Origin of the sequence: Amycolatopsis silviterrae (assembly GCF_042684085.1) — a bacterium.
In the GTDB taxonomy this organism is placed as follows: Bacteria; Actinomycetota; Actinomycetes; order Mycobacteriales; family Pseudonocardiaceae; genus Amycolatopsis; species Amycolatopsis silviterrae.
The window spans coordinates 459405-479542 of sequence record NZ_JBHUKS010000027.1 but is presented as its reverse complement, the minus strand read 5'-3'; the positions used below and the strand labels follow the sequence as shown (position 1 = coordinate 479542).

Here is a 20138-nt window from a genome sequence, read left to right as displayed (position 1 = left end):
GAGGGCGCCGCCAGCGGTCAAGCGCTCGCCAGCTCGACGCGGTTGCGGCCGGCCTGCTTGGCCCGGTACAGCGCGGCGTCGGCGGCCACCAGCACGTCGTCGACGCTGGCGAGATGCTCGGCCGGGTACATCGCGCAGCCGATCGAGACGGTCAGGTCGCTGATCACCGAATCCTGGTCCGGCAGCGCGACGACCACCTGCGGGATCCGCCGCCGGATGCGGTCGGCGATGTGGCCGAGATGCTCGGCGCTCGGGATGTCCGGCAGCGCGATCGCGAACTCCTCGCCGCCCCAGCGGCCGCAGACGTCCTGGTCGCGCACCTCGTCGCGCAGCGACAACGCGATCTCGCGCAGCACCAGGTCTCCGGTGGGATGGCCGTAGGTGTCGTTGATCGCCTTGAAGTGGTCGAGGTCGAGCAGCAGCACGCCGACGCTGTCCTGGTTCGCCCGCGCGTGTTCGAGATAGCGCTCGGCGACCGTGCGCCACCAGCGTTTCGTGGCTAGCCCGGTGGTGACATCGGTGCGCGCATCGCGCTGGAACTGGGTGAGCAGCAGCCCGCGGTGCAGCGCGACGAGGGCGATCACGACGCCGGCCAGGATCAGCGGGTTGGCCAGCAGCAGAAGCGCCGCGGTGACCAGGCCGAGCCCGATCGCGCCCGCTTCGAGCAGCTGGTCGCCGAAGCCGGAGAACAGGTCAGCGAACGACCGCGGCTGGCTCGACAGCGCGATCGCGACCATGACGAGCGCGGTGTTGATCGCCCAGCGCAGCCCGGCGGCCAGTACGAAAACGATGAGGTCGACCAGCCCCGGCCCGAAGCCGCCGGCGAGGACCCCGGGGTATTCGTGCATGCCGAGCGCGAGCACGGCGACCGCGGCTTGCGTGCCGCACAGGACGGACGCGCAGGAGAAAATCCAGCGGTGCGGCAGGACCGGCCGTTCGCGCGGCCAGATGCGCCACCAGGCGACGGCATAGGTGAGCACGACCATCGCGGACGCGAGAACCGCCGGCAGCGCGACCACGGCGGCGATGCTCCACACCGCTTTGGTGTCGACGTACGCGACGGTGGGCGCGCGGCTGTATTCGCGCTGCCGCTCGATGTGCCGGGTCGCCTCGATCGCCAGCGCCGCGCACACGGCGAGGACTCCGAACCGGATCAGGTCGATCTGCCGCACCGGGGCGAGCCACGCGGTGGCGAGCGTGGTGCCCGCCGCGACGACATTCACCAGCAGCACGTACATGCGGACGTGAGAGGGCAGCCGCCATAGGCGCCAGCCTGTGAACCACCCGGCAACTCGTCCGCGCACTCTTCACCTCACCCGATTGGCTTCTACGGTAAACGACGAGGCGCGTTGTGTGCTGCCTGTCGTCCGGACTCTGGGACCCGCCGGGGCGATTTCGCCCGGACAGCCCAGCGCCCGGCGGCCGGTGAGGGGAGGTGGCCACTGTGAGTAATGGCCAGCTGCTGCGAATCCGGGCCGGACCAGGGGATCCGCGAGGGTCCCTTTTGGACCCCAATGGCCACTTTCGGTGACCGGCCTACCGGCGATGACGTGCGAAAACCGCCGAAGGCGCGACTCTGAAACGGAGGTGACGACCGTGCGCGACAACAACTGGACGGTTCTTCGGTGACCTAGGTCTCCCCGTCGGTCTCGACTCGAGGTCGAGACTTCCGTCTTCGCTGCTGAGAGGAGGTGCCCACAGTGCGGGACAACAACTGGTGAACGGCGCCGGGCCGGGAATCCGGGATGCGGAAAGAAACGGAAAGGAGACGTCGCGGTGCGTGACAACAACTGGACTCGCTGAATTCGCCGATTTCTTGCTGCTGATCGCCGGTCAGGAAGGGAGGTCGTGATGCGCGACAACAACTGGACCCACTGAACCCGCTGTGTGTCCGCTTTTGGCTGCTGTTCGGGGAGGAAGGAGACCGCTGTGCGCGACAACAACTGGACTCGCTGAGTCCTGCTGACCACCGATTCGCCGACTGGGGAAGGAGCCACCGCGATGCGCGACAACAACTGGGCTCGCTGAACCTCGTTGACCGCTGACCGTCGAGTCGCGAAAGGAGCCGCTGCCGTGCGCGACAACAACTGGACCCGTTGAGCCCGCCGATCACCGATCGCTCGTCAGGAAGGGGACGTCGTGATGCGTGACAACAACTGGGCTCGCTGAGCCTTGCCGACCACTGCCCGCCGAGCCACGAAGGGAGCCGCCGCGATGCGTGACAACAACTGGACTCGCTGAGCCTCGCCGACCACTGCCCGCCAAACCACGAAGGGAGCCGCCGCCATGCGCGACAACAACTGGACTCGCTGACTTCCGTCCACCAGTCCGCCCCACGAGGAGGTGAGAGGGCATGCGTGACAACAACTGGACGTGACCCGGACCGGTCCCGCGGATTACGGCGCGGGAGGTGGAGTGGCCCCGTCGAGGGGAGTTCGGCGGGGCCGCACCGCGCGGTCCGCTCGCACCGCCCGCGTCCACGCGATCCCGGCCGCCCCGGCGCACGCGGCTCCGGCGACGGCGGCGATCGCGACCACCGTCGTCGGCGCGAAGGCCAAGGCCAGCGCGCCCGCGGCGGCGATCGTCAGTCCCTGCGCCGCCCGCAGTGCCGCGATCGCGACGCCGATCACCTGGCCGCGCTGTTCCGGCGGCGCGGCGAGGCTGTACTGCACCTGGGTGATCAGGTCGTGCGCGGAGAACATCCCGGACACCGTCCAGACCGCCACGACCACCGGCAGCGCGGGCGTCCAGCCGGTCGGCAGCAGCACGAGACTGCTCGCCACCGCGAGCGGGCCCAGCCACCGCACCTGCCGCACTCGCGGCAGCCGGCTGATCAGCAGCGCCCCGAGCAGCGTCCCGACCGGGTTCGCCACCAGGAGCCAGCCGAGCACGCCGGTGCCGCCGAGCTGTGCGGCCACCGGCACCGCCAGCCCTTCCGGCACGACGTAGAACCCGCAGCAGCACGCGATCGCCAGCAGCGACCGCAGTTTCCGGTCCCGCGCGACCAAGCGGCACCCGGCCTTCAGCGACGCCCATTGCGGCACGTGCTCGGTCGCCTTCGAGACCGGATACAGCCGCAAACCCCAGCGCAGCGCGGCCGCCGACACCGCGAACGTCACCGCGTCCGCCCACAGCGCGCCCGACACCCCGAGCCACGCGACCACCGCGGCGCCCGCGCCGAAGCCGATCACCAGCGCGGCCTGGTACGTCGAGGAGAGGATCGCTTGCCCGGTCGCCAGTTTCTCCTCGCCGAGCAGATCGGGCAGCACCGCTTGCCGCGCGGCCTGAAACGGCCCGGCGGCGAGTTGCACGATCACGAGCAGCCCGGCGGCGGCCGGCCAGGGCAGGCCGGGAATCGCCATCGCCGCGACCAGCAGCGCGCGCACGACGTCCGCGACCACGAGCACGGTCCGGCGCGGGAACCGGTCGGCGAGCCCGCCGAGCGCGCCGCCGAGGAGGTCCGGCAAGTAGGTGAGCGCGTACGTCCCGGCGGCCCAGCCCGCGGACGACGTTCGGTTGAATACCAACACTGTCAGCGCGACCCGTGCCAGTTGATCACCTGCCACCGACAAAACGTGCGCGAGCCAGAGCGCACGGAATTCGCCGTCCCGGAACACGCTCCGGAAAGACGGCGCCGTCGTGGTCATGCGCTCACCCTGTCCTGATTCGGCCACCCGGAGCAACCCCGGCCTGCCGCGGGTGGGTCGCGAACTCCGCTTCGGCCGTCCGTGGAAAACTGGGTGATCGCCGTCCGTGGATGATGTCGCACCGAAGGGTTTTCCGTTGACCGAGGAGAGCCGGCAGGTCGCCGGTCGCTATCAGCTCGTCGAACTGATCGGCAGCGGCGCGATGGGGATGGTCTGGCGCGGGGAGGACAAGATCCTCGGCCGCGTCGTCGCGGTCAAGGAACTCCTCATGCCCGTGAACCAGGGCGAGGACAAGGTCGAGGAAGCCCGCAACCGCGCCATGCGCGAGGCCCGCATCGCCGCCCGGCTGCAGCATCCGAACGCCATCTCGGTGTTCAACGTGGTCGAGCACGAGGACCGGCCGTGGCTGATCATGGAGTACCTGCCCTCGCGCAGCCTCGCGGTGAAACTGCGCGAGGACGGCCCGCTGACCGTCGACGAGGCGATCCCGTTCGCGGTGCAGCTCGCCGGCGTGCTCGCCGCCGCGCACCGGGCGGGCATCGTGCACCGCGACGTCAAACCGGGCAACGTCCTGCTCGGCGACGACGGCAGCACGGTCAAGGTGACCGATTTCGGCATTTCCCGCGCGGTCGGCGACGTCACGCTCACCGCGACCGGCGAAATCTCCGGCACGCCCGCGTTCCTCGCGCCGGAGGTCGCCCGCGGAGAGGACGCGACGTTCGCCTCCGACGTCTTCGCCCTCGGCGCGACGCTGTACATGGCGGTGGAGGGCGATCCGCCGTTCGGCACCGCGGACAACGCGATCGCCTTGCTGTACCGGGTTTCCAGCGGTTCGATCACCCCGCCGAAACAGGCCGGGAAGCTGGAGCCGCTGCTGCTGAAGCTGCTGGAACTCAAGCCGGAGGACCGGCCGTCGATGGCCGAGGTCGTCGCGGAGCTGCGCAAGCTCGACGGCGGGGTCACCCCGGTCGCGACGGTTCCGGAACCGCCGACGCTGCCGGAGGCCAAGCCGCCCGTCGTGCCCGCCACGGTCGCGGTTCCGGCCTCGGGCGGTGCTGCCTCGGGTGCTGCTGCCGCGGGTGGTGCGGCCGCTGGTGCCGACGCGCCGCCCGCGGACCGAAGACGTCGCGGGATGATCTTCGCCGGCGCGGGCGCGCTGCTCGTGGTGCTCGCCGTGATCGTCACTGTCGTCCTCACCCGCAACCACGGGGAAGAGGACCCGTCCGCGAACCCGCCGCCCGCGAGTTCCGCGGCATCTAGCGCTCCGGCGACTTCGTCCGCGTCGCAGCCGTCACCGTCGACGCCGCCGTCTTCTCCGCCGTCCAGCACTCCCTCGTCGAGCACCGCCCCGCCCAGTTCCGCGTCGAACTCGCCGGAGGCGATGTCGGCCGCGCTGACCAGCTACTTCACGTTCATCCCGAACAATCTGGAGAGCAGCTGGGCCATGCTCAGCGACAGTTTCCGCTCCTCGCGAGGCCAGACTTTCGAGAAGTACAAGTCATGGTGGAGCCAGTTCAGTTCGGTGACCGCGAGCGACGTCAAGGTCACCGGGCCGAACACGCTGACCGCGAGGATCACCTATCACCGCTCCAGCGGCCCGGTGAGCAGCCAGACGCACAAATACTCGATGTCGCAGCACAACGGCGGCTGGCAGATCGACGTGGAGAACTAGCTCCCGAGCAGCAGCGCGATCGCGGCGGCGGTGTCCGGGACGGCGTGGTCCCGGCCCGGCCCGATCCGCACCGTGCGCAATCCGGCCGACCGCCCGGTTTCGACGTCGGTGCCGACCAGCCAGCCGCCGTCGAGGGTGGTTTCGCAGCGTTCGGCGGCGAGTTCGAGCAGCTTTGGGTCCGATGTGGACAGTCCGTCCGGCCCGGCGAGCGCCCAGCCGTCGACGAGCCCGGCGATTCCGGTGCACAGCAGCGTGGACAGCTGCGGTTCGCCCTCGCCGAGGACGCCGATCCGCCAGCCCGCCGCGCGCAGCCGGGGCAATCCGGTCAGGACGCCGGGCGCGGCGGGGACGAGCGCGGGATGGCGTTCGCGGTAGGCGTCCTCGAGGCCGGGTTCGGTTTCGCGCAGGTCGAAGCGTTCGCGGAGGCTCTTGAAGAACGTCGCCCGGTCGGCGCGCCCGCGCTCGTCGGCGGCGATGAGCCAGGCGGCGTCCGCCTCGGCGAGCCGGTGCTCCGCGCAGAACTCCCACACCCAGCGGCGGAATCCCTCCGCGCGATCGACGAGCGTGGTGTCGAGGTCGAACAGGACGAGCCGCACGGGGAGACATTAGCGCGTCCCGACCGGGCTCCGGGAGATCTTTCTACTCCGTTCGAGTGAACGGATCCCGGTTTTTGTCGGGGTTCGATGCGAACATATGTTCGTGACGAGCGAAGGACCGATCCTCCACGCCGACCTCGACGCGTTCTACGCCTCGGTCGAGCAGCGCGACGATCCCCGGCTGCGCGGCAGGCCGGTGATCGTGGGCGGTGGCGTGGTGCTGGCCGCGAGCTACGAGGCCAAGGCGTTGGGCGTGCGCACCGCGATGGGCGGGGCGCAGGCGAGGCGGCTGTGCCCGCATGCCGTGGTGGTGCCGCCGCGGATGGCGGTCTACAGCGCGGCGAGCAAGGCGGTGTTCGAGGTGTTCCGGCGGACGACGCCGGCGGTGGAAGGAGTGTCGATCGACGAAGCTTTCTTGGACGTCGGGGGCCTGCGGCGGATAGCCGGGCGGCCGTCGGAGATCGCGGTGCGCTTGCGCGCGGAGGTGCTGGCGCAGGTCGGGCTGCCGATCACGGTAGGGGTGGCGCGCACGAAGTTCCTCGCGAAGGTGGCCAGCGGGGTCGCGAAACCGGACGGCCTGCTGGTGGTGCCGCCCGAGCGGGAGCTGGAATTCCTGCATCCGCTGCCGGTGGAGCGGTTGTGGGGAGTGGGAAAGGTGACGTCGGCGAAGCTGCGGGAGCGGGGCGTGCGCACCGTGCGGCAGGTCGCCGAACTGCCGGAGGCCGCGCTGATCTCCATGCTGGGCCCAGGTTCCGGACGGCACCTGCACGCCTTGGCGCACGGCCGCGACCCCCGCGCGGTCCAGCCCGGCAAACGCCGTCGCTCCATCGGCTCGCAACGCGCACTGGGCCGCCGCTCGCGCTCCCCGGCCGAACTGGACGAGATCGTGGTGTCCATTGTGGACCGTTTGGCGAGGCGGCTGCGCGGCGCGTCGCGGGTGTGCCGCACGGTGGTGCTGCGAATGCGCTTCGCGGACTTCACCCGCGCGACGAGGTCGCACACGCTCGCCGACAGCACCGACCACACGGAGACACTGCTGTGCGCGGCCCGCGGCCTGCTGTCCGCGGCGCAACCGCTGGTGTACGACCGGGGTTTGACGTTGCTGGGCCTGTCGTTCTCGAACCTCGACAGCCACGGTGCGGTGCAGTTGGCGCTGCCTTTGGACCAGCCGTCCCGCCCAGCGATATCAGCGGAAGCGACGGCCCTGGACTCGGCAGTGGATGCCCTGCGAAACCGCTTCGGCGCGGCGGCCCTGACGAGGGCGGCGTTGCTGAGCCATGAGGCGGGGGTGGAGATGCCGATGCTGCCGGATTGATGGGGTGTGGCGGTACTGCGGGCTGTGTTGTCGGGTTGGCCTGCGGTGGCTGGGTTTGATCGGAGGCGCGGTGGTTCCGGTGCAAGCGGTGGTGAGCCGTGCGTTGAGGGTGGAGACGCCGATGCTGCCGGACTGACGGGACGGCGGTACTGCGGTGGGCTGGCTGGGCCTGGTGGAGCACCGGCCGGGTCGGACGTGCCGGCGCTTGGCGTCCGCATCGCCGGACCCGGCGGGGGACGTGGGCTGGCTTGCGCCAGGCACTGGTCCAGACGCGCTTCCTCTGGTCGCTACCGCGGTTGTGCGGCGTTGTATAGCGCGTGGGCCATCTTGCGGAGCGGACCGCGGCAGGACTCAGGGTTCTGACCCGGGGTCGCAGCGGTGTAATGGATCTGAAAAACGGCGTTGCGGTCCAGGAAGATCAGTCCGCAGTCCGCCTGGCTTTTCCCCGGGAGCCAATGAGCCTTCTCTCCGAAGGCCAGGCCGACGGGGCTGTCGTCGTTGTTCACGGCGGTGGCACCGGTGAAGTTGGCGGAGGCATGTTCGCTGCCGGACTGCGCGGCAGTTGTCGCGAACCAGCTTGCTTGCAGTTCCACGAGTGGTCGTTGTTGTGCCCTGGGGGTGAAGCCGCAGAGAAGGTTGCCGTCCTTGCTGATTTCGGGATACCAGGTGCGGGCCACTTCGGAAGCATCCCGCGGAATTTCCGGGCTGCGGGCCGTGAAGCCGGTGCAGGCGGCGAAGTCGGTGTCGTGGTACTTGTCCGGCGTCGTGTCTGAGGTTTTGTGGTCCGCGCCCCAGAGGAACGAGCCGAGGCCGGCTGCCCAGAAAACTGCTACTGCGGTCGCCGCGACGGCTATGCATATTCCGGACCACAGCGCGACCCGGTGGCTCGTTTTCATTTTTTGCCGCGGAGGAGGCTGTGGCGTTGGCGCGGGCGGAGGGTAGTTCGGGTGCACAGTCACGCTCCAGCCGGGTGGACGGCTTGCGGCCATCGAGACGCGGGAAGCGCCTTGTCATTCATCCAGCTGTTCAGGTCTCGAATCCGGCTGAGTGTTTCCATGAAGCGGTTGGCGACTTCTACGAGGAGGTTGAGGCCGTTGGTGACCAATCCTCCGATGATGCTGGACAGGTTGCCGACGGCGAAGGGGATCCCGACCACGGTCGCCGCGTCGATGGCGGCTTCGGCAATTTTTCCCAGGAAATCGTCGGCAATTCCGGCAAGGTCGCTCATGTAACGTACATTGGCTTGCGCAATGTCCATCAGCCATTTGCTGATAGAATCGGCCTTGGTTCCCATCGCGTCGATCGCGTTGACCTGCTCGGTTACTTTTCCGTCGTACACGGTTTTCGCGTCGCCTTGCCATTTGGCGAGTTCTTCGTTGTGGTATGACGGTGCTTGGGTCGAGCCAGGATTGGTCTGGGAGTAGACGCCATTCAGCGGGTGCTGCACGCTGTCGATCCACCTGAACGCCTGGTAAACGAGCGAGATGATCGGAGCTTGGTGGCGAAGAGCGTATTCGATGAGCTTGTAGACCTTGTCGAGGCCTTCCTTGATGTTGTCCATGCCGATCTTGATCGTTTCCATGAGCGGACCGAAGGCAAAGCTCCAGTCGTTAATATGGTCGACCGCGGCATTGAACTTGTCGATGATCTGCTTGATGACCCGGCGAACGGTGTCGAAAGCCTTTTCGAGTGGATTGATGAGTTGTTCTGCGGTGGGTGGCATTGTATTCCTGTCTCGAAGTCTATTTCTCGTAGGCCTTGTTCAAGTCGATCTCTGCCACTTCTTCCGCCTCGTCATACTTTCGCGCGATCTTCTCGAGGGCCGCTGCCAGGTCGTGGAACTGTTCGACTCCTTGGCGAAGCGTGTCTTCCGTCCAGGAGCCAAATTCCTGGTAGGCCTTGCTCTCCGGGACCGCGCTCAGCGCGGACAGGCCCAGGGTGATCGGATCGCCGGTGAAGAACGCGGTGGTGTCCAGATTCGTGCCCTGCACGTTCTTGGCGATTTCGCTCAGGTTGTCCGCGCGGATGTTCCACCACTTCGCTTCTTCCCGAAGAGCGTCGGTGACAACCTTGTATCCGGCCATGGTGAACTACCCTTCGATGTTGAAGTTGTCAAAGTAGTCGTCATCGGAATCTTGCGGTCCGCGATGCCTCGCCGGCGGTTCTCGAGGCGGCCGGAAGTCGTTCGAGGGAAGGCCGACGCCGGCTGCCTCGAAGAGCTTCTCTATTTCGCGGGCAAGCTGAATCGATGCCAGTTGCTCGAGGCGGTCTGTGGCTCCGGCTATTCCGATGGGCTGGCCGTCGCGCGTGATCAGCGTCAGGCTTCCTTGCGGGCTGCTGAACTGGCGTTCCTCGACTGGCCGGACCTGTCCGGCCGAGTGCTGGATCCGGTCGACCCGCTCGTTGATCTTCTCGAGTTCGTAACTGGCGCGTTCCAGGGTCTCTTCGAGGCTCAGGTTTTCCCGGACCGTCTCGTCGTCCCGCGGCGGCCGGGGCGGCTCCGCCTCAGGTGGTGGTCGTTCCGCTTCGACCAGCGCGACTCGCTGCAGAGCGGTCAGATAGGTTCGGAACAGAACATCGGCGAATTGGCCGATCGGAATTCGCTGATTCCAGCGGTTGTCGACATGGGCATTCGTCAAATGTGCGTCGCGGTTGACAGTGAGGCGGATCGACCCGCTGGGATCCTCTGCGTGATAAGTCTCCGCAGGGATCAGCGGCGTCCCGTTGTGGTGGGTGAGTTCGTAGATTTGCTGGTGAGCGGTTGCTTCGTCGGGAGTTTTCAGGCTGGCGAGTTCCAGCGCGGGGATGTCGATGTCCATGGACTCTCCGTGGATGGGAGCGGCTGCTGGGCTAGCGGGGTCTACGGACGCGGACCCGGTCCGTCCCCAGCGGTCAGGGCGATCTGGGGCCGGCGGTGGCGATGGCCGCACGGACGCTCCCCCGCGCTGGCGAAACAGTTGGCACAAGCCAATCTTTCCGGCCGTCGAGACGGCAGGCTTCAACCACGGTGTACGCCTCCCCTGCGTAGCCTTCGGGCGAAGCGTAACATTTCAAGACCGTGCTGGTCACTGTTTGTGTCGGGTCGTTGTCACTGCGTTCGCGGACGTGCGGGCGTGACAGCCGGTTTCCGCGGCAGGCCCGGTGGGCCAGGGCTGTCACTCGCTCCGGCAAGCGGTCCAGCCCGAACGTGTACTCGTGCTCCCGGCCAGGGAGGTGGCCCGACGAAATACTCCCCGTCGCGGGGCTGGCCTGATCGGCCATTCGCGGCTATTGCGACCACGATTCTGGTATCGGTCTCCTCGCCGTTGACCGTACAGCAGCGCCGGTTACGCAGCCGACAAAACGGCCGGGCGGCAAGGGAAATCCCCTGCCGCCCGGCCGTACCCCGAGGCGGGATTCAGGCGCGTGCCTTCGAATGCGTCCGGCCGCGCAGGTCGAGTTCGATTTCCTCCAGCGTCCGGCCCTTGGTTTCCGGGACGAGCCATTTCGTGAGGAAGAACAGGACCACGTTGATGCCCGCGAACAGGAACATCGAACCGCCGAGGCCGAGGGCGCCCGGGTCGGAGATGATGGGGAACACGGCGCTGATGATGCCGGTCGCGGCCCACAGCACGACGCTGCTCACGCCCATGCCCGCGGCGCGGACCTTCAGCGGGAAGACCTCCGCCATCATGACCCACACGACCGCGCCCCAGCCGAGTTCGTAGCCGACCAGGTACAGCACCATCGCGACCAGCATCAGGATGCCCTTGGTCGCCGTGTCGTGGACCTCCAGCACGATGAACCCCGCGGCGACCAGGGTGATCACCATCAGCACGTTGCCGATCAGCAGCAGCGGCTTGCGGCCCCACCGGTCCACCACGAACACGACCCACGCGGTGAACAGGAACTTGGTCACGCCCAGCAGCACGCCGGACAGCAGCGCCGCCTGCGTCGCGAAGCCGAGGCCGATCAGCATGGTCGGGAAGTAGGCGTTCACCGCGTTCACGCCGCTGAACTGCTGGCCCATCGCGAGCAGCAGGGCCACCACGAGCATCGGCCGGACGGTCGGCGTGAGCAGGTCGCGGAAGCGGGTTTTCGCCGATTCCGAGTCCAGCCGGATGACCTCGCGGATCGTGCCGATCTCGGCGTCGACGTTCACGCCGCCGCCGTGCGAGCTGAGCAGGACCGCGCGGGCCTGTTCTTCCTGGCCGTTCGCGACGAGCCAGCGCGGCGTTTCGGGCAGGAATACCAAGCCCGCCAGCAGGATCACCGCGGGCACGATCGCGCCGGCGAACATCAGCCGCCAGTTGCCGGACGAGCCGAGCCCGTAGCTGACCAGGAACGCGATCAGGATGCCGAGCACGATGAAGATCTGGTTCAGCGCGCCCATCGCCCCGCGCAGCCGGGCCGGGGCCAGTTCCGACAGGTACGTCGGGACCGTCGAGGACGACAGGCCGATGCCGACGCCGATCACCAGCCGGGAAATGATCAGCAGCGCGAAGGTCGGGGAGAAAGTCGCCGCGAGCGTGCCGATGATGACGACCACCGCGGCCACCATGATCGTGCGGCGGCGGCCGAGTCTTTCGTTGAGCCGCGAGGAGAAGCTCGCGCCCACGATCGCGCCGACCGAAATGCTCGCGGTGATGACGCCCTTGTCCCATCCGGACAGGCCCCAGAGTTTCCCGATGAACGGGAGCACCCCGGAAATGACGCCGAGGTCGTAACCGAACAGGATGCCGCCGAGGGCACCGAAGAAGTACAGCGTCGTTCTGCCGATAGGCCGCCGCGCCGCGGCTGTCTGTGTCATTGCCGAGCCGTCTCTTTCCGGGATGGCCGGGCCGGTCCTGGTCCGCTGCCGGGGAGGCCAGCGCCGTCCGGGCCGGACGAGTGGGGGTCGAGGGACAAGGGCTGCCGGACTGGTCCGGCACTGCGGGACAGCCGATTCCGCACCGCCCGCAACGCCTTTCCCCGCCGCGGGCCGCCTCGGCCGCCGTCCGTACGAACTTCGCCGTACACAGTCACACGCTGGTCACCGGCGGGCAAGACGCGGGCTGATAACTATTCAGTCACGTGACTAGCGTTCACATATGTGGACACGCTAGACAGGCGTTTCCGCAGGTCAGCGGAGTATGGACTGGGGGCGGGCGGGAGTTTTCGCGAAGGCCGAACTGTGGGGAACCGGCTGCCGCGGACGTTCGTCGTACGGGTCGTCCGATCGCCGCGGTGGGGGAGATGCGCATGGGAACGGGTTTCGAGGTCGCTCCGGCGGAGGTCGCGACCGCGGCCGAACGGGCGCATCACGCGGCGAGCGCGGTCAAGGCGGTCGACCTTCCCGGGGCGCTGGCCGGGGTCGGGCTCGCCGGCGGAACGAGCGTGGCGGCGGCGGATCGGCTGTCGGGCACCTGGGGCCGCGCCGTTCCGAAGTGGACGGCGGACACTGAGGCGTACGCGGGAAATCTTGACCAGGCCGCGGCGGGTTACCGGGACACCGACCAGAACGCGACCAACAAGATCGCGGCGGCGGGCCGATGATCACCTGGGGAGACGTCCGGCGCTGGAACCCCGCTGACCTCGCGTCGGCGGTCGACGCGCTCGGCGCGAGCGGCACCCGGCTGACTGGGGCGAATGACGACGCTGACGCGATGACGAAGTTCGGCTCCTGGCAAGGCAGTGCGGCGGACGCGGCGACGTCCAAAGGCACTGCGCTGACGGCGGAATTGCGGCAGCTGACCACCGACGTGTCGGCGGTCCGGCGCGGGGTGCACGACGCGCAGCTGGCGGTCGAGCGGATCAGGTCGGCGGTGCGCGAGGTCGACGATTTCGCCACCCGCAACGGATTGCGGATCGACGACGGCGGCGCGGTCACCGGAGAACCCGAGCGGCAAGCCGAGGTGACCGACCGGGTCGGCCGGATTCTCCGGGACGCCACCGAAGTCGACGCCGACCTCACTGTCGTGCTCGATCGCGCGGCGAAGGGCGAAAGCGGCGGGTCGGGGGTCGTCGCGCTGGCGATGGCGACCACCAGCCAGCCGAAGCCGAACGGCACTCCGGCGGAGAACCGGGCGTGGTGGGACGGTCTGTCCGATTCCGCGCAGTCCTCGATCCTGCGCGACAACCCGGATCTGATCCGCAACCTCGACGGCATCCCGGTCGTCGATCGCGACGCGGCGAATCGTGTTGTGCTGCAACAGGAAATCGACAAGCGGAAGGGTGACGACGCGCAGCTGCGCGGGCTCACCGCGATCCGCGACCGGCTCGCGGCCACCGGCGACGGGAAGCCGCCCGCTTTCCTGATGTCGCTCGACGTCAGCGGCGACGGCACCGCGGTGGTCGCCGCCGGAAACCCGGACACTGCGGCGAATGTCGCGACCTACGTGCCCGGCACCGGCAGCGAACTGGCCAAGATCGGCGGCGATCTCGGCCGGTCGGACAAGATGTGGCAGTCGGCGACGATGGCGGGTTCGCCGTCGACGTCGGTGATCACCTGGGTCGGCTACGACGCGCCGGACGAACTCGTGAACGCCGCCAGCGAGAAATACGCCGACGGCGGTAAAGAACAGCTGTCGAAATTCGAGGACGGCCTGCGCGCGTCACACGAGGGGCAGCCGTCGCACAACACGGTGCTCGGCCACAGCTACGGCACGACGGTGATCGGCCACGCGGCTCGCGACGGCGGGCTCAACGCGGATGACCTGATCTTCGCGGGCAGCCCCGGCGTAGGCGTCGAGCACGCGAATCAGCTGCATCTCGACGGTGTCCCGCAGGACCAGGTCGCCCAGCACGTGCACTCGACGGTCGCGGAACACGACCTCATCAAGATCACCAACATCGGCGTCGGCGGCCACGATCCGCTCGGTCCGAGCCCGACCGGCGACGGCTTCGGCGGCCAGGTCTTCGAATCGGCTCCGGGCGACAAAGGCCCGTGGTACGAGGGCGGCCTGTCCGGGGCCGCGCACAGCCAATACTGGGAAGACGGCAACCCGTCGCTGCGCAGTTTCGGCCGGATCATCGCCGGACTGCCCGCGTGACCGCGCGTCGCGCGACCGCTGCCTGCCTCGCCGCCCTTCCTCTCGTAGCCTGCTCCCCAGGAGGTGAAGCCATGAACTCCACGATCACCGAAACCGAAGCTCACGACCGGGTCGAGGACTACGTGCGCGGCGCGTTCTCCGCGCTGCCCGCGCCGGCCGGCCGGGAACTGTTCTCCCGCAACCGTTCCGAATGCACCGACCCGACCGACCACGGTCCGGCGGGGCGCTTCGAGATCTCCGCCACCTACGAGGTGACCGGGCTCGAACCGGACACCTTCCAGGCCCAGTTCGACGCCGTCGTGAAGTGGTGGCAGGGGCACGGCTTCACCGTGCTGACCGATCGGCGGCCCGCCGACCAGTACGTATTCGTGCGCAATGAGCGCGACGGGTTCGACATGTCCTTGCAGGCCAACGAACTCGGGAAGCTGTATTTGGGCGCGACCTCGCCGTGCGTCTGGCCGAAGGGGACTCCCGAAGCGGAGGCTGAGCCCGAGGCTGTCGTAGAGGAGGAGGTCGCGGAGGCTCCGGAACGGCCCCGGCCGCGCCGCGCGCCGGTGGACGACGAGGACTTCGGGCAGACGTCCTGGTCCGACGGAGGCACCGCGTTCTGAGCTGTCGCGAGTAGAGTGGACTCGCAGGTCCATTCAGGAGGCAGGCGATGACGCTCACGCGCAAGGGCGAGGCCACGCGGCAGCGGATCGTGGAGGGCGCGGCCGAGGTGATCCGCGACCGCGGCGTGCTCGCGACGACGCTGGACGACGTGCGCGCGCGGACCGGGACCAGCAAGAGCCAGCTGTTCCACTACTTCCCGGACGGCAAGGAAGAACTGCTGCTGGCCGTCGCGCGCTGGGAGGCCGACCGGGTGCTGGAGGTGCAGCAGCCGTCGCTCGGCACGCTGCGCACCTGGGACGACTTCCGGACCTGGCAGAAGGTGGTGCTCGGGCACTACACCGAGCAGGGCAGGCACTGTCCGCTGAACGTCGTGATGTCGCAGATCGGCCGCAACACGCCGGGCGCGCAGGCGGTGGTGACGCAGCTGATGCAGCGCTGGCTGTGCGAGCTGAGTGCGGGGATCGAAAACCTGCGCGCGGCGGGGGAGATCCGGCCGGGGCTGGATCCGAAGCAGGCCGCGTCGGCGCTGCTGGCCGGGGTGCAGGGCGGGGTGCTGATGCTGCTGACCACTGGCGAGCCGCAGCACCTCGAAGCCGCCCTAGAGGTAGGTATCGCCGGATTGCGCGCGGCTTAGCCAAAGTCCGTGAGGGGAACCCTGAGGGAATCAGATTCCCTGAGGGTTCCCCTCACGGACAGTCGGGCTGGTTCAGGCGTTCTTGATCGCGGAGATCTCGAACTCCAGGGTGATCTTGTCCGAAACCAGCACGCCGCCGGTCTCGAGCGCGGCGTTGAACTTCACGTTGTAGTCGCTGCGGTTGATCGAGGTGGAGCCCTCGAAGCCGACGCGGTCGTTGCCGAACGGGTCCTTCGCGGCGCCGCCGAACTCGAACGGGACGGTGACCGACTTGGTGACGTCCTTGATGGTCAGGTCGCCGGTGACGTCGAAGGCGTCCTCGCCGGTCTGCGCGATCCCGGTGGAGACGAAGGTGATGGTCGGGAACTCGTCGCAGGACAGGAAGTCGTTGTTGCGCAGGTGACCGTCGCGGTCGGCGTTGCGGGTGTCGACGCTCTTGGCCTGGATGGTGATGTTCGCGCTGGACTTGGCGGGGTCCTCGCCGTCCAGGGTGAAGGAGCCCTCGAACTCGTTGAAGGAGCCGCGGACCTTGGTGACCATGGCGTGGCGGGCGACGAAGCCGATGCGGCTGTGCGAACCGTCGATCGTGTAGGTGCCGGTCAGGTGGGCGTAGGTGGTCGCGCTGGTCATGTGTTCCGTTCCTTCGGGTCCTTGGTTGAGTGTTCAACTAGCACTGTAGACCACAATAACTGATTGCGCGAGCAAGTGTCGGATATACTCCCCCTCTGTGGTGACTAGAACCCCTCTGACCAGCGAAGAAGAGGCGGTGTGGCGTCCGCTGGCGCGCATCGTCACAGTCCTGCCCCGGGCTCTTGACGACCAGTTCGCGCACGACAACGGGGTCTCGCTCACGGATTACACCGTGCTGGTGTCCCTGTCGGAAGCGCCCGAAGGGCGGCTTCGGCTCACCGATCTGGCCCAGGCCACGGCGCTGTCGCTGAGCCGGATCAGCCGGGTCGTGGAGGACCTGGTGCGCCGCCGACTGGTGCGGAAGGTGAAGTGCCCGCAGGACCGCCGGGCCGCGCACGCGACGCTCACCGAGCTCGGCCAGGCGAAGCTCGCCGCCGCGTACCCCGGGCACCTCGAGCGCGTGCGGACGTTCCTGTTCGACCATCTTTCGCCCGAGGAGGTCCGCGCCGCGGGCCCGATCCTCGCCCGGCTGGCTGCCGCGCTGGAGCCGCCGGACTGTCCGGCCTGCCCGGAGGACTGACCCTTGACTGTCCTCAGTGGACGATCAAGAACCGGTGCGCGCGGGTAGGATCGGCGGTCGTGACCATCGGCTTGCGCCAGTTCCGCTACTACATCGCGGTCGCGGAAGAAGGCAACTTCACCAGGGCGGCACACCGGCTCCGGGTCGCCCAGCCGTCCCTTTCCCGGCAGGTGCTGCTGCTCGAACGGGAACTCGGCCTGGCGCTGCTGATCCGGCATCCGCACGGAGTCACCCCGAGCGCGGCGGGCGCCGATTTCCTGGTCAGCGCGCGTGCCGCGGTGAAGGCCTTCGACGACGCGCTCCAGGCGGCGAAGCTCGTCGCGGAGGGAAAGAGCGGCCGCCTCGCGGTGGGGTTCCTCGTCGCGGCCGGGCTCGACTACGCGCCGGCCGTCCTGCGGACCTTCCACCAGCGCTTTCCCGGAGTCGAGGTCGACGTGCGGGAGTTCGATTTCACCGACACCTCCGCTGGCCTCGCGGACGGGGTGACCGACGCCGCCTTCATCCGGCTGCCTCACGACGGCGCCGTCGACCTCGACCATGTCGTCCTGGCGCGCGAAAACCTGGTCGCCGCGGTACCGGCTGGCCACCGGTTCGCCGGGAAAGCGCAGGTGTGCGTCAGCGAACTGCTCGCCGAACCGCTCATCGCCGCTCCCCGCACGGGGCCGTGGCGGGATTTCTGGCTGTTCAACGACCGGCGGGCCGGTGCCACGGCGCTGGTCGGGGCCGAGGCCAGCACCTTCGAAAGCGAATTGCAGGCCGTCGCGACCGGCCGTGGCGTCAGCATCACCACCGAAGGCGCGCGGCGCTTCTACAACCGCCCGGACCTGAGGTTCGTCAGCATCAGCGACGCCCCGGTGTCGACTGTTGTGCTTGCCTGGCAGCGCGGCGTGGTCTCCCCGGCGTTGCGGCACCTGCTGGACGTGGCCAGGGAAGCCCCGGCTCATCCCTGACCGGCCACGTCACCACAGCGGATCCTTGGGCGCGGGGCCCGACAGCGCCGGGAACTTCGGCGTCACCTCCTCGGCGAGCTGGGCCACCACCTCGGCCGCCGGGCGCCGGCCGTGCTGCACGCCGAGCGCGACGTGGTTGACCCCGGCGTCCCGCCAGCGTCCGAGCAGGTCCAGCAGGGCGTCGGTGCCGGTGCGCAGCACGAACCCGCCGCGCAGCGGGGTCGGCGGGTGGCTCCGGTCCTCGGCAAGGTCGATCCACTCGTTGGTGGCCACCGGTTTGAACCGGGCGCCGGGAATGAGCGCGCGCCAGCCGGCGGCCTTCTCGCCGAGGGCACGGGCGCCTTCCGCGTTCGAGACGCCGGGGTAGACCAGCCATCCGTCCGCGTTCTCCGCGATCCACTCCGGGGTCTGCCGGGAAGAACCGGTGACCAGCAACGGAATCCGCCCGCTGACCGGCTTGGGGAGCAGGTCGGCTCCCCGCAGGCGGCCGAGCGGGGACGACAGCTCGGGCCGGGCCGGCTCCAGCAGCGCCCGGAACATGTCCACGGTCTGCCGGTAGCGCTCGGCCCTGGTCTCGAAGTCGATCCCGTAGGCGGGGAACTCGACCGGCCGGTCGCCGGAGGCCGCGCCCAGCACCAGGCGGCCGCCGGAGAGGTGGTCGATCGAGGCGGCCTGCTTCGCCAGGTCGATCGGATGCCGGAGCGGGAAGACCGCGCTGCCCGCGGCCAGCGCGGCTTCGCGGGTCTGCGCCGCGAGCCAGGCCAGGTAGGTCCATGGGTCATAGACCTGGCCGACGTCGCCGAAACCCAGGTCGAACAGCGGGACGTCGCGCACCCAGATCGCCGCGAAGCCGGACCGGTCGGCCAGCCGGATCGTCTCGCCCTGCCCCGCCATGTCGGCCAGGTCCCCGCGATAGGGCCACAACGGCAGGAACAGCCCGACGGTCAGCTCGCCGGGCCGGAACATCCTCCGATAACCCGGGTGCTCGGCAAACGAAGCCGTTTCGGACACGTCAACCTCCAGAGATAGGACGGAATTTCGCAGGGACGCGGCGGTCAGCGGGCTTCGGAGCCGAGGAGATCGCCGGGAGCCTTGCCAGCGCGACGGTTGGGCAGCACGGCCACCGCCACCACGAAGCCGACCGCGGCGAGTACGGCGGCCAGCAGTACCGCGCGGCGGTATCCCTCGGCAGGGGAGGGACCGGCGGCTACGGCGACGCCGACCGCCAGCCCGACCGCGGACCCGACCTCCTGAGTGGTGGTCAGCATCCCGCCGGCCAGCCCGTGGTGGCGCGGTGCCACGTCTTCGACCCCCACGACCGTCCAAGCCGGGAAGGCGATGCCGTACCCGACCCCGGCGAGCAGCGCTCCCGGCAGGACCGTTGCCGCCCACGACCCGTCGGGGGACAGGGAGAATCCGAGCAGCGCCAGCGAACCCGTGAAGAGGAGCAGGCCCGCGACGACCACCGGTTTGGCCTCGAACCGGGCGACCATCGCCGGTCCGGCCCAGGCGCTGAACACCAGGAAGGCGGCGGCCATCGGCAGCAGGCCGAGACCGGTCTGAATCGAGGTGAAGCCGAGCACGAGCTGCATGTGCAGCGCGACGATGATGAAGGTCGGGCCCAGCCCGGTGTTGGCGAGCAGCGAGGCGAGGTTCGCTCCGGCGACCGAACGCAAGCGGAACATCCGCAGCGGCAGCAAGGGTTCCGCCGTCCGCGTCTCGACGACGGCGAAGGCCGCCAGCAGCACCAGCGCGCCCGCGATCAGCCCGAGGGTGAGCGGATGGCCGAGCCCGATGTGCTCACTGTTCGCGAAGGCGTAGATCAGCACGACGAGGCCGCCTGCCACCAGCAGCGCTCCAGCCACGTCCAGGCGGGCCGATCGCGCCGAGGGGCGGGCTTTCGGCAGGGTGTGAGCGAAGGCCACCACGAGCAGTCCGATGGGGACGTTGAGCCACAGCACCCACCGCCAGCCGAGCAGATCGGTGATGAAGCCGCCGAGAACGACCCCGGCGGCCAGTCCGCTCGCCGCGACCGCGGCCCAGGCGCCGAGCGCGCGGTTGCGCTCGTTCCCCGGTGGGTAGGCGGTCGTCAACAGCGAGAAGGCGGCGGGAGAGAACAGCGCGGCGCCCAGTCCCTGCACGGCTCTCGCGCTGATCAGCATGATCGGATCGACGGCGAAACCGGCGGCGAGGGACGCGATCGAGAAGACGGCGAGACCGAGCACGAATATCCGCCTTCGGCCGGCGAGGTCCGCCGCGCGGCCGCCCAGCAGCAGGAAGCCCGCGATGGCCACGCCGTAGGCGTTGACCACCCATTGCAGTCCGCCCGCGCTGAAACCCAGCTCGCGCTGAATTTCCGGGAGCGGCACGGTGGTGATGGAGAAATCGAGAATGGCGACGAACTGCGTGGTGCACAACAAGAACAGGGTCAGCCGCCGACGCGCGAAGTGCAAGCGAGAACCTTCCAGACAAGATGCTGCCGGGCGGGCGTC

19 protein-coding genes are annotated in these 20138 nt (G+C 68.9%); 8 read left to right on the top strand and 11 right to left on the bottom strand.

The features are described 5' to 3' along the window. Positions 1-17: 17 nt before the first annotated feature. A complete protein-coding gene (locus ACFSVL_RS35920; RefSeq protein WP_378310828.1) occupies positions 18-1304 on the bottom strand; it encodes a GGDEF domain-containing protein in 1287 nt (428 codons plus the stop codon). A gap of 1092 nt (positions 1305-2396) precedes the next feature. Further along, positions 2397-3647 (bottom strand): MFS transporter, encoded by a 1251-nt coding sequence (locus tag ACFSVL_RS35915; RefSeq protein WP_378310826.1) that lies wholly within the window; start codon positions 3645-3647, stop codon positions 2397-2399. A 202-nt stretch (positions 3648-3849) separates the two neighbouring features. Between ACFSVL_RS35915 and ACFSVL_RS35910 the strand changes: the two genes are divergently transcribed. Further along, positions 3850-5319 carry a serine/threonine-protein kinase gene (locus ACFSVL_RS35910; RefSeq protein WP_449224400.1) on the top strand — a complete coding sequence of 490 codons (1470 nt, stop codon included), beginning with the start codon at positions 3850-3852 and terminating at the stop codon, positions 5317-5319. On the opposite strand, the gene ACFSVL_RS35905 is transcribed toward ACFSVL_RS35910, so the two are convergent. Further along, positions 5316-5915: an HAD family hydrolase gene (locus ACFSVL_RS35905; RefSeq protein ID WP_378310823.1), complete on the bottom strand. Its 600-nt coding sequence runs from the start codon at positions 5913-5915 to the stop codon at positions 5316-5318. The two genes, ACFSVL_RS35910 and ACFSVL_RS35905, sit on opposite strands and share 4 nt — an antisense overlap. 97 nt (positions 5916-6012) lie before the next feature. On the opposite strand from ACFSVL_RS35905, the gene dinB reads away from it, so the two are divergent. Continuing rightward, entirely contained in the window at positions 6013-7230 is a 1218-nt protein-coding gene (dinB, locus tag ACFSVL_RS35900) for a DNA polymerase IV (protein WP_378310821.1), read from the top strand. Between the two features lie 287 nt (positions 7231-7517). On the opposite strand, the gene ACFSVL_RS35895 is transcribed toward dinB, so the two are convergent. The 5 genes from ACFSVL_RS35895 to ACFSVL_RS35875 form a co-directional block, all read right to left on the bottom strand. Then, positions 7518-8126 (bottom strand): hypothetical protein, encoded by a 609-nt coding sequence (locus tag ACFSVL_RS35895; protein WP_378310819.1) that lies wholly within the window; start codon positions 8124-8126, stop codon positions 7518-7520. A 59-nt stretch (positions 8127-8185) separates the two neighbouring features. After that, entirely contained in the window at positions 8186-8953 is a 768-nt protein-coding gene (locus tag ACFSVL_RS35890; RefSeq protein ID WP_378310818.1) for a hypothetical protein, read from the bottom strand. A gap of 19 nt (positions 8954-8972) precedes the next feature. Continuing rightward, positions 8973-9314 (bottom strand): hypothetical protein, encoded by a 342-nt coding sequence (locus tag ACFSVL_RS35885; RefSeq protein ID WP_378310816.1) that lies wholly within the window; start codon positions 9312-9314, stop codon positions 8973-8975. 6 nt (positions 9315-9320) lie between these two features. Continuing rightward, on the bottom strand, positions 9321-10049 hold the full coding sequence (locus ACFSVL_RS35880) for a hypothetical protein (protein WP_378310814.1): 729 nt from the start codon (positions 10047-10049) through the stop codon (positions 9321-9323). Between the two features lie 578 nt (positions 10050-10627). Then, a complete protein-coding gene (locus ACFSVL_RS35875; protein WP_378310813.1) occupies positions 10628-12019 on the bottom strand; it encodes a sugar porter family MFS transporter in 1392 nt (463 codons plus the stop codon). A gap of 431 nt (positions 12020-12450) precedes the next feature. On the opposite strand from ACFSVL_RS35875, the gene ACFSVL_RS35870 reads away from it, so the two are divergent. The 4 genes from ACFSVL_RS35870 (at position 12451) to ACFSVL_RS35855 (ending at position 15486) form a co-directional block, all read left to right on the top strand. Then, positions 12451-12744, top strand: coding sequence for a hypothetical protein (locus tag ACFSVL_RS35870; protein ID WP_378310811.1), 294 nt, complete (start codon positions 12451-12453; stop codon positions 12742-12744). Then, complete coding sequence (locus ACFSVL_RS35865; protein WP_378310809.1) at positions 12741-14240, top strand: alpha/beta hydrolase; 1500 nt, start codon at positions 12741-12743, stop codon at positions 14238-14240. Before ACFSVL_RS35870 ends, ACFSVL_RS35865 begins: the two co-directional genes overlap by 4 nt. Before the next feature lie 71 nt (positions 14241-14311). Continuing rightward, the gene (locus tag ACFSVL_RS35860) at positions 14312-14851 is read left to right on the top strand and encodes a hypothetical protein (RefSeq protein WP_378310807.1); all 540 of its coding nucleotides are present in this window, start codon (positions 14312-14314) and stop codon (positions 14849-14851) included. Positions 14852-14898: 47 nt separating this feature from the next. Beyond that, positions 14899-15486 (top strand): TetR/AcrR family transcriptional regulator, encoded by a 588-nt coding sequence (locus ACFSVL_RS35855; protein WP_378310805.1) that lies wholly within the window; start codon positions 14899-14901, stop codon positions 15484-15486. Positions 15487-15558: 72 nt separating this feature from the next. On the opposite strand, the gene ACFSVL_RS35850 is transcribed toward ACFSVL_RS35855, so the two are convergent. Beyond that, complete coding sequence (locus ACFSVL_RS35850; RefSeq protein WP_378310803.1) at positions 15559-16116, bottom strand: YceI family protein; 558 nt, start codon at positions 16114-16116, stop codon at positions 15559-15561. Positions 16117-16216: 100 nt separating this feature from the next. On the opposite strand from ACFSVL_RS35850, the gene ACFSVL_RS35845 reads away from it, so the two are divergent. Continuing rightward, on the top strand, positions 16217-16696 hold the full coding sequence (locus ACFSVL_RS35845) for a MarR family winged helix-turn-helix transcriptional regulator (RefSeq protein WP_378310801.1): 480 nt from the start codon (positions 16217-16219) through the stop codon (positions 16694-16696). Between the two features lie 59 nt (positions 16697-16755). Then, a complete protein-coding gene (locus tag ACFSVL_RS35840; protein WP_378310800.1) occupies positions 16756-17646 on the top strand; it encodes a LysR family transcriptional regulator in 891 nt (296 codons plus the stop codon). 9 nt (positions 17647-17655) lie between these two features. On the opposite strand, the gene ACFSVL_RS35835 is transcribed toward ACFSVL_RS35840, so the two are convergent. Together ACFSVL_RS35835 and ACFSVL_RS35830 are read right to left on the bottom strand one after the other, a co-directional pair. After that, positions 17656-18657, bottom strand: a complete 1002-nt coding sequence (locus ACFSVL_RS35835; RefSeq protein WP_378310798.1) for an LLM class oxidoreductase — start codon at positions 18655-18657, stop codon at positions 17656-17658. 44 nt (positions 18658-18701) lie between these two features. Next, complete coding sequence (locus ACFSVL_RS35830) at positions 18702-20099, bottom strand: MFS transporter (protein WP_378310797.1); 1398 nt, start codon at positions 20097-20099, stop codon at positions 18702-18704. Positions 20100-20138: the final 39 nt, after the last annotated feature.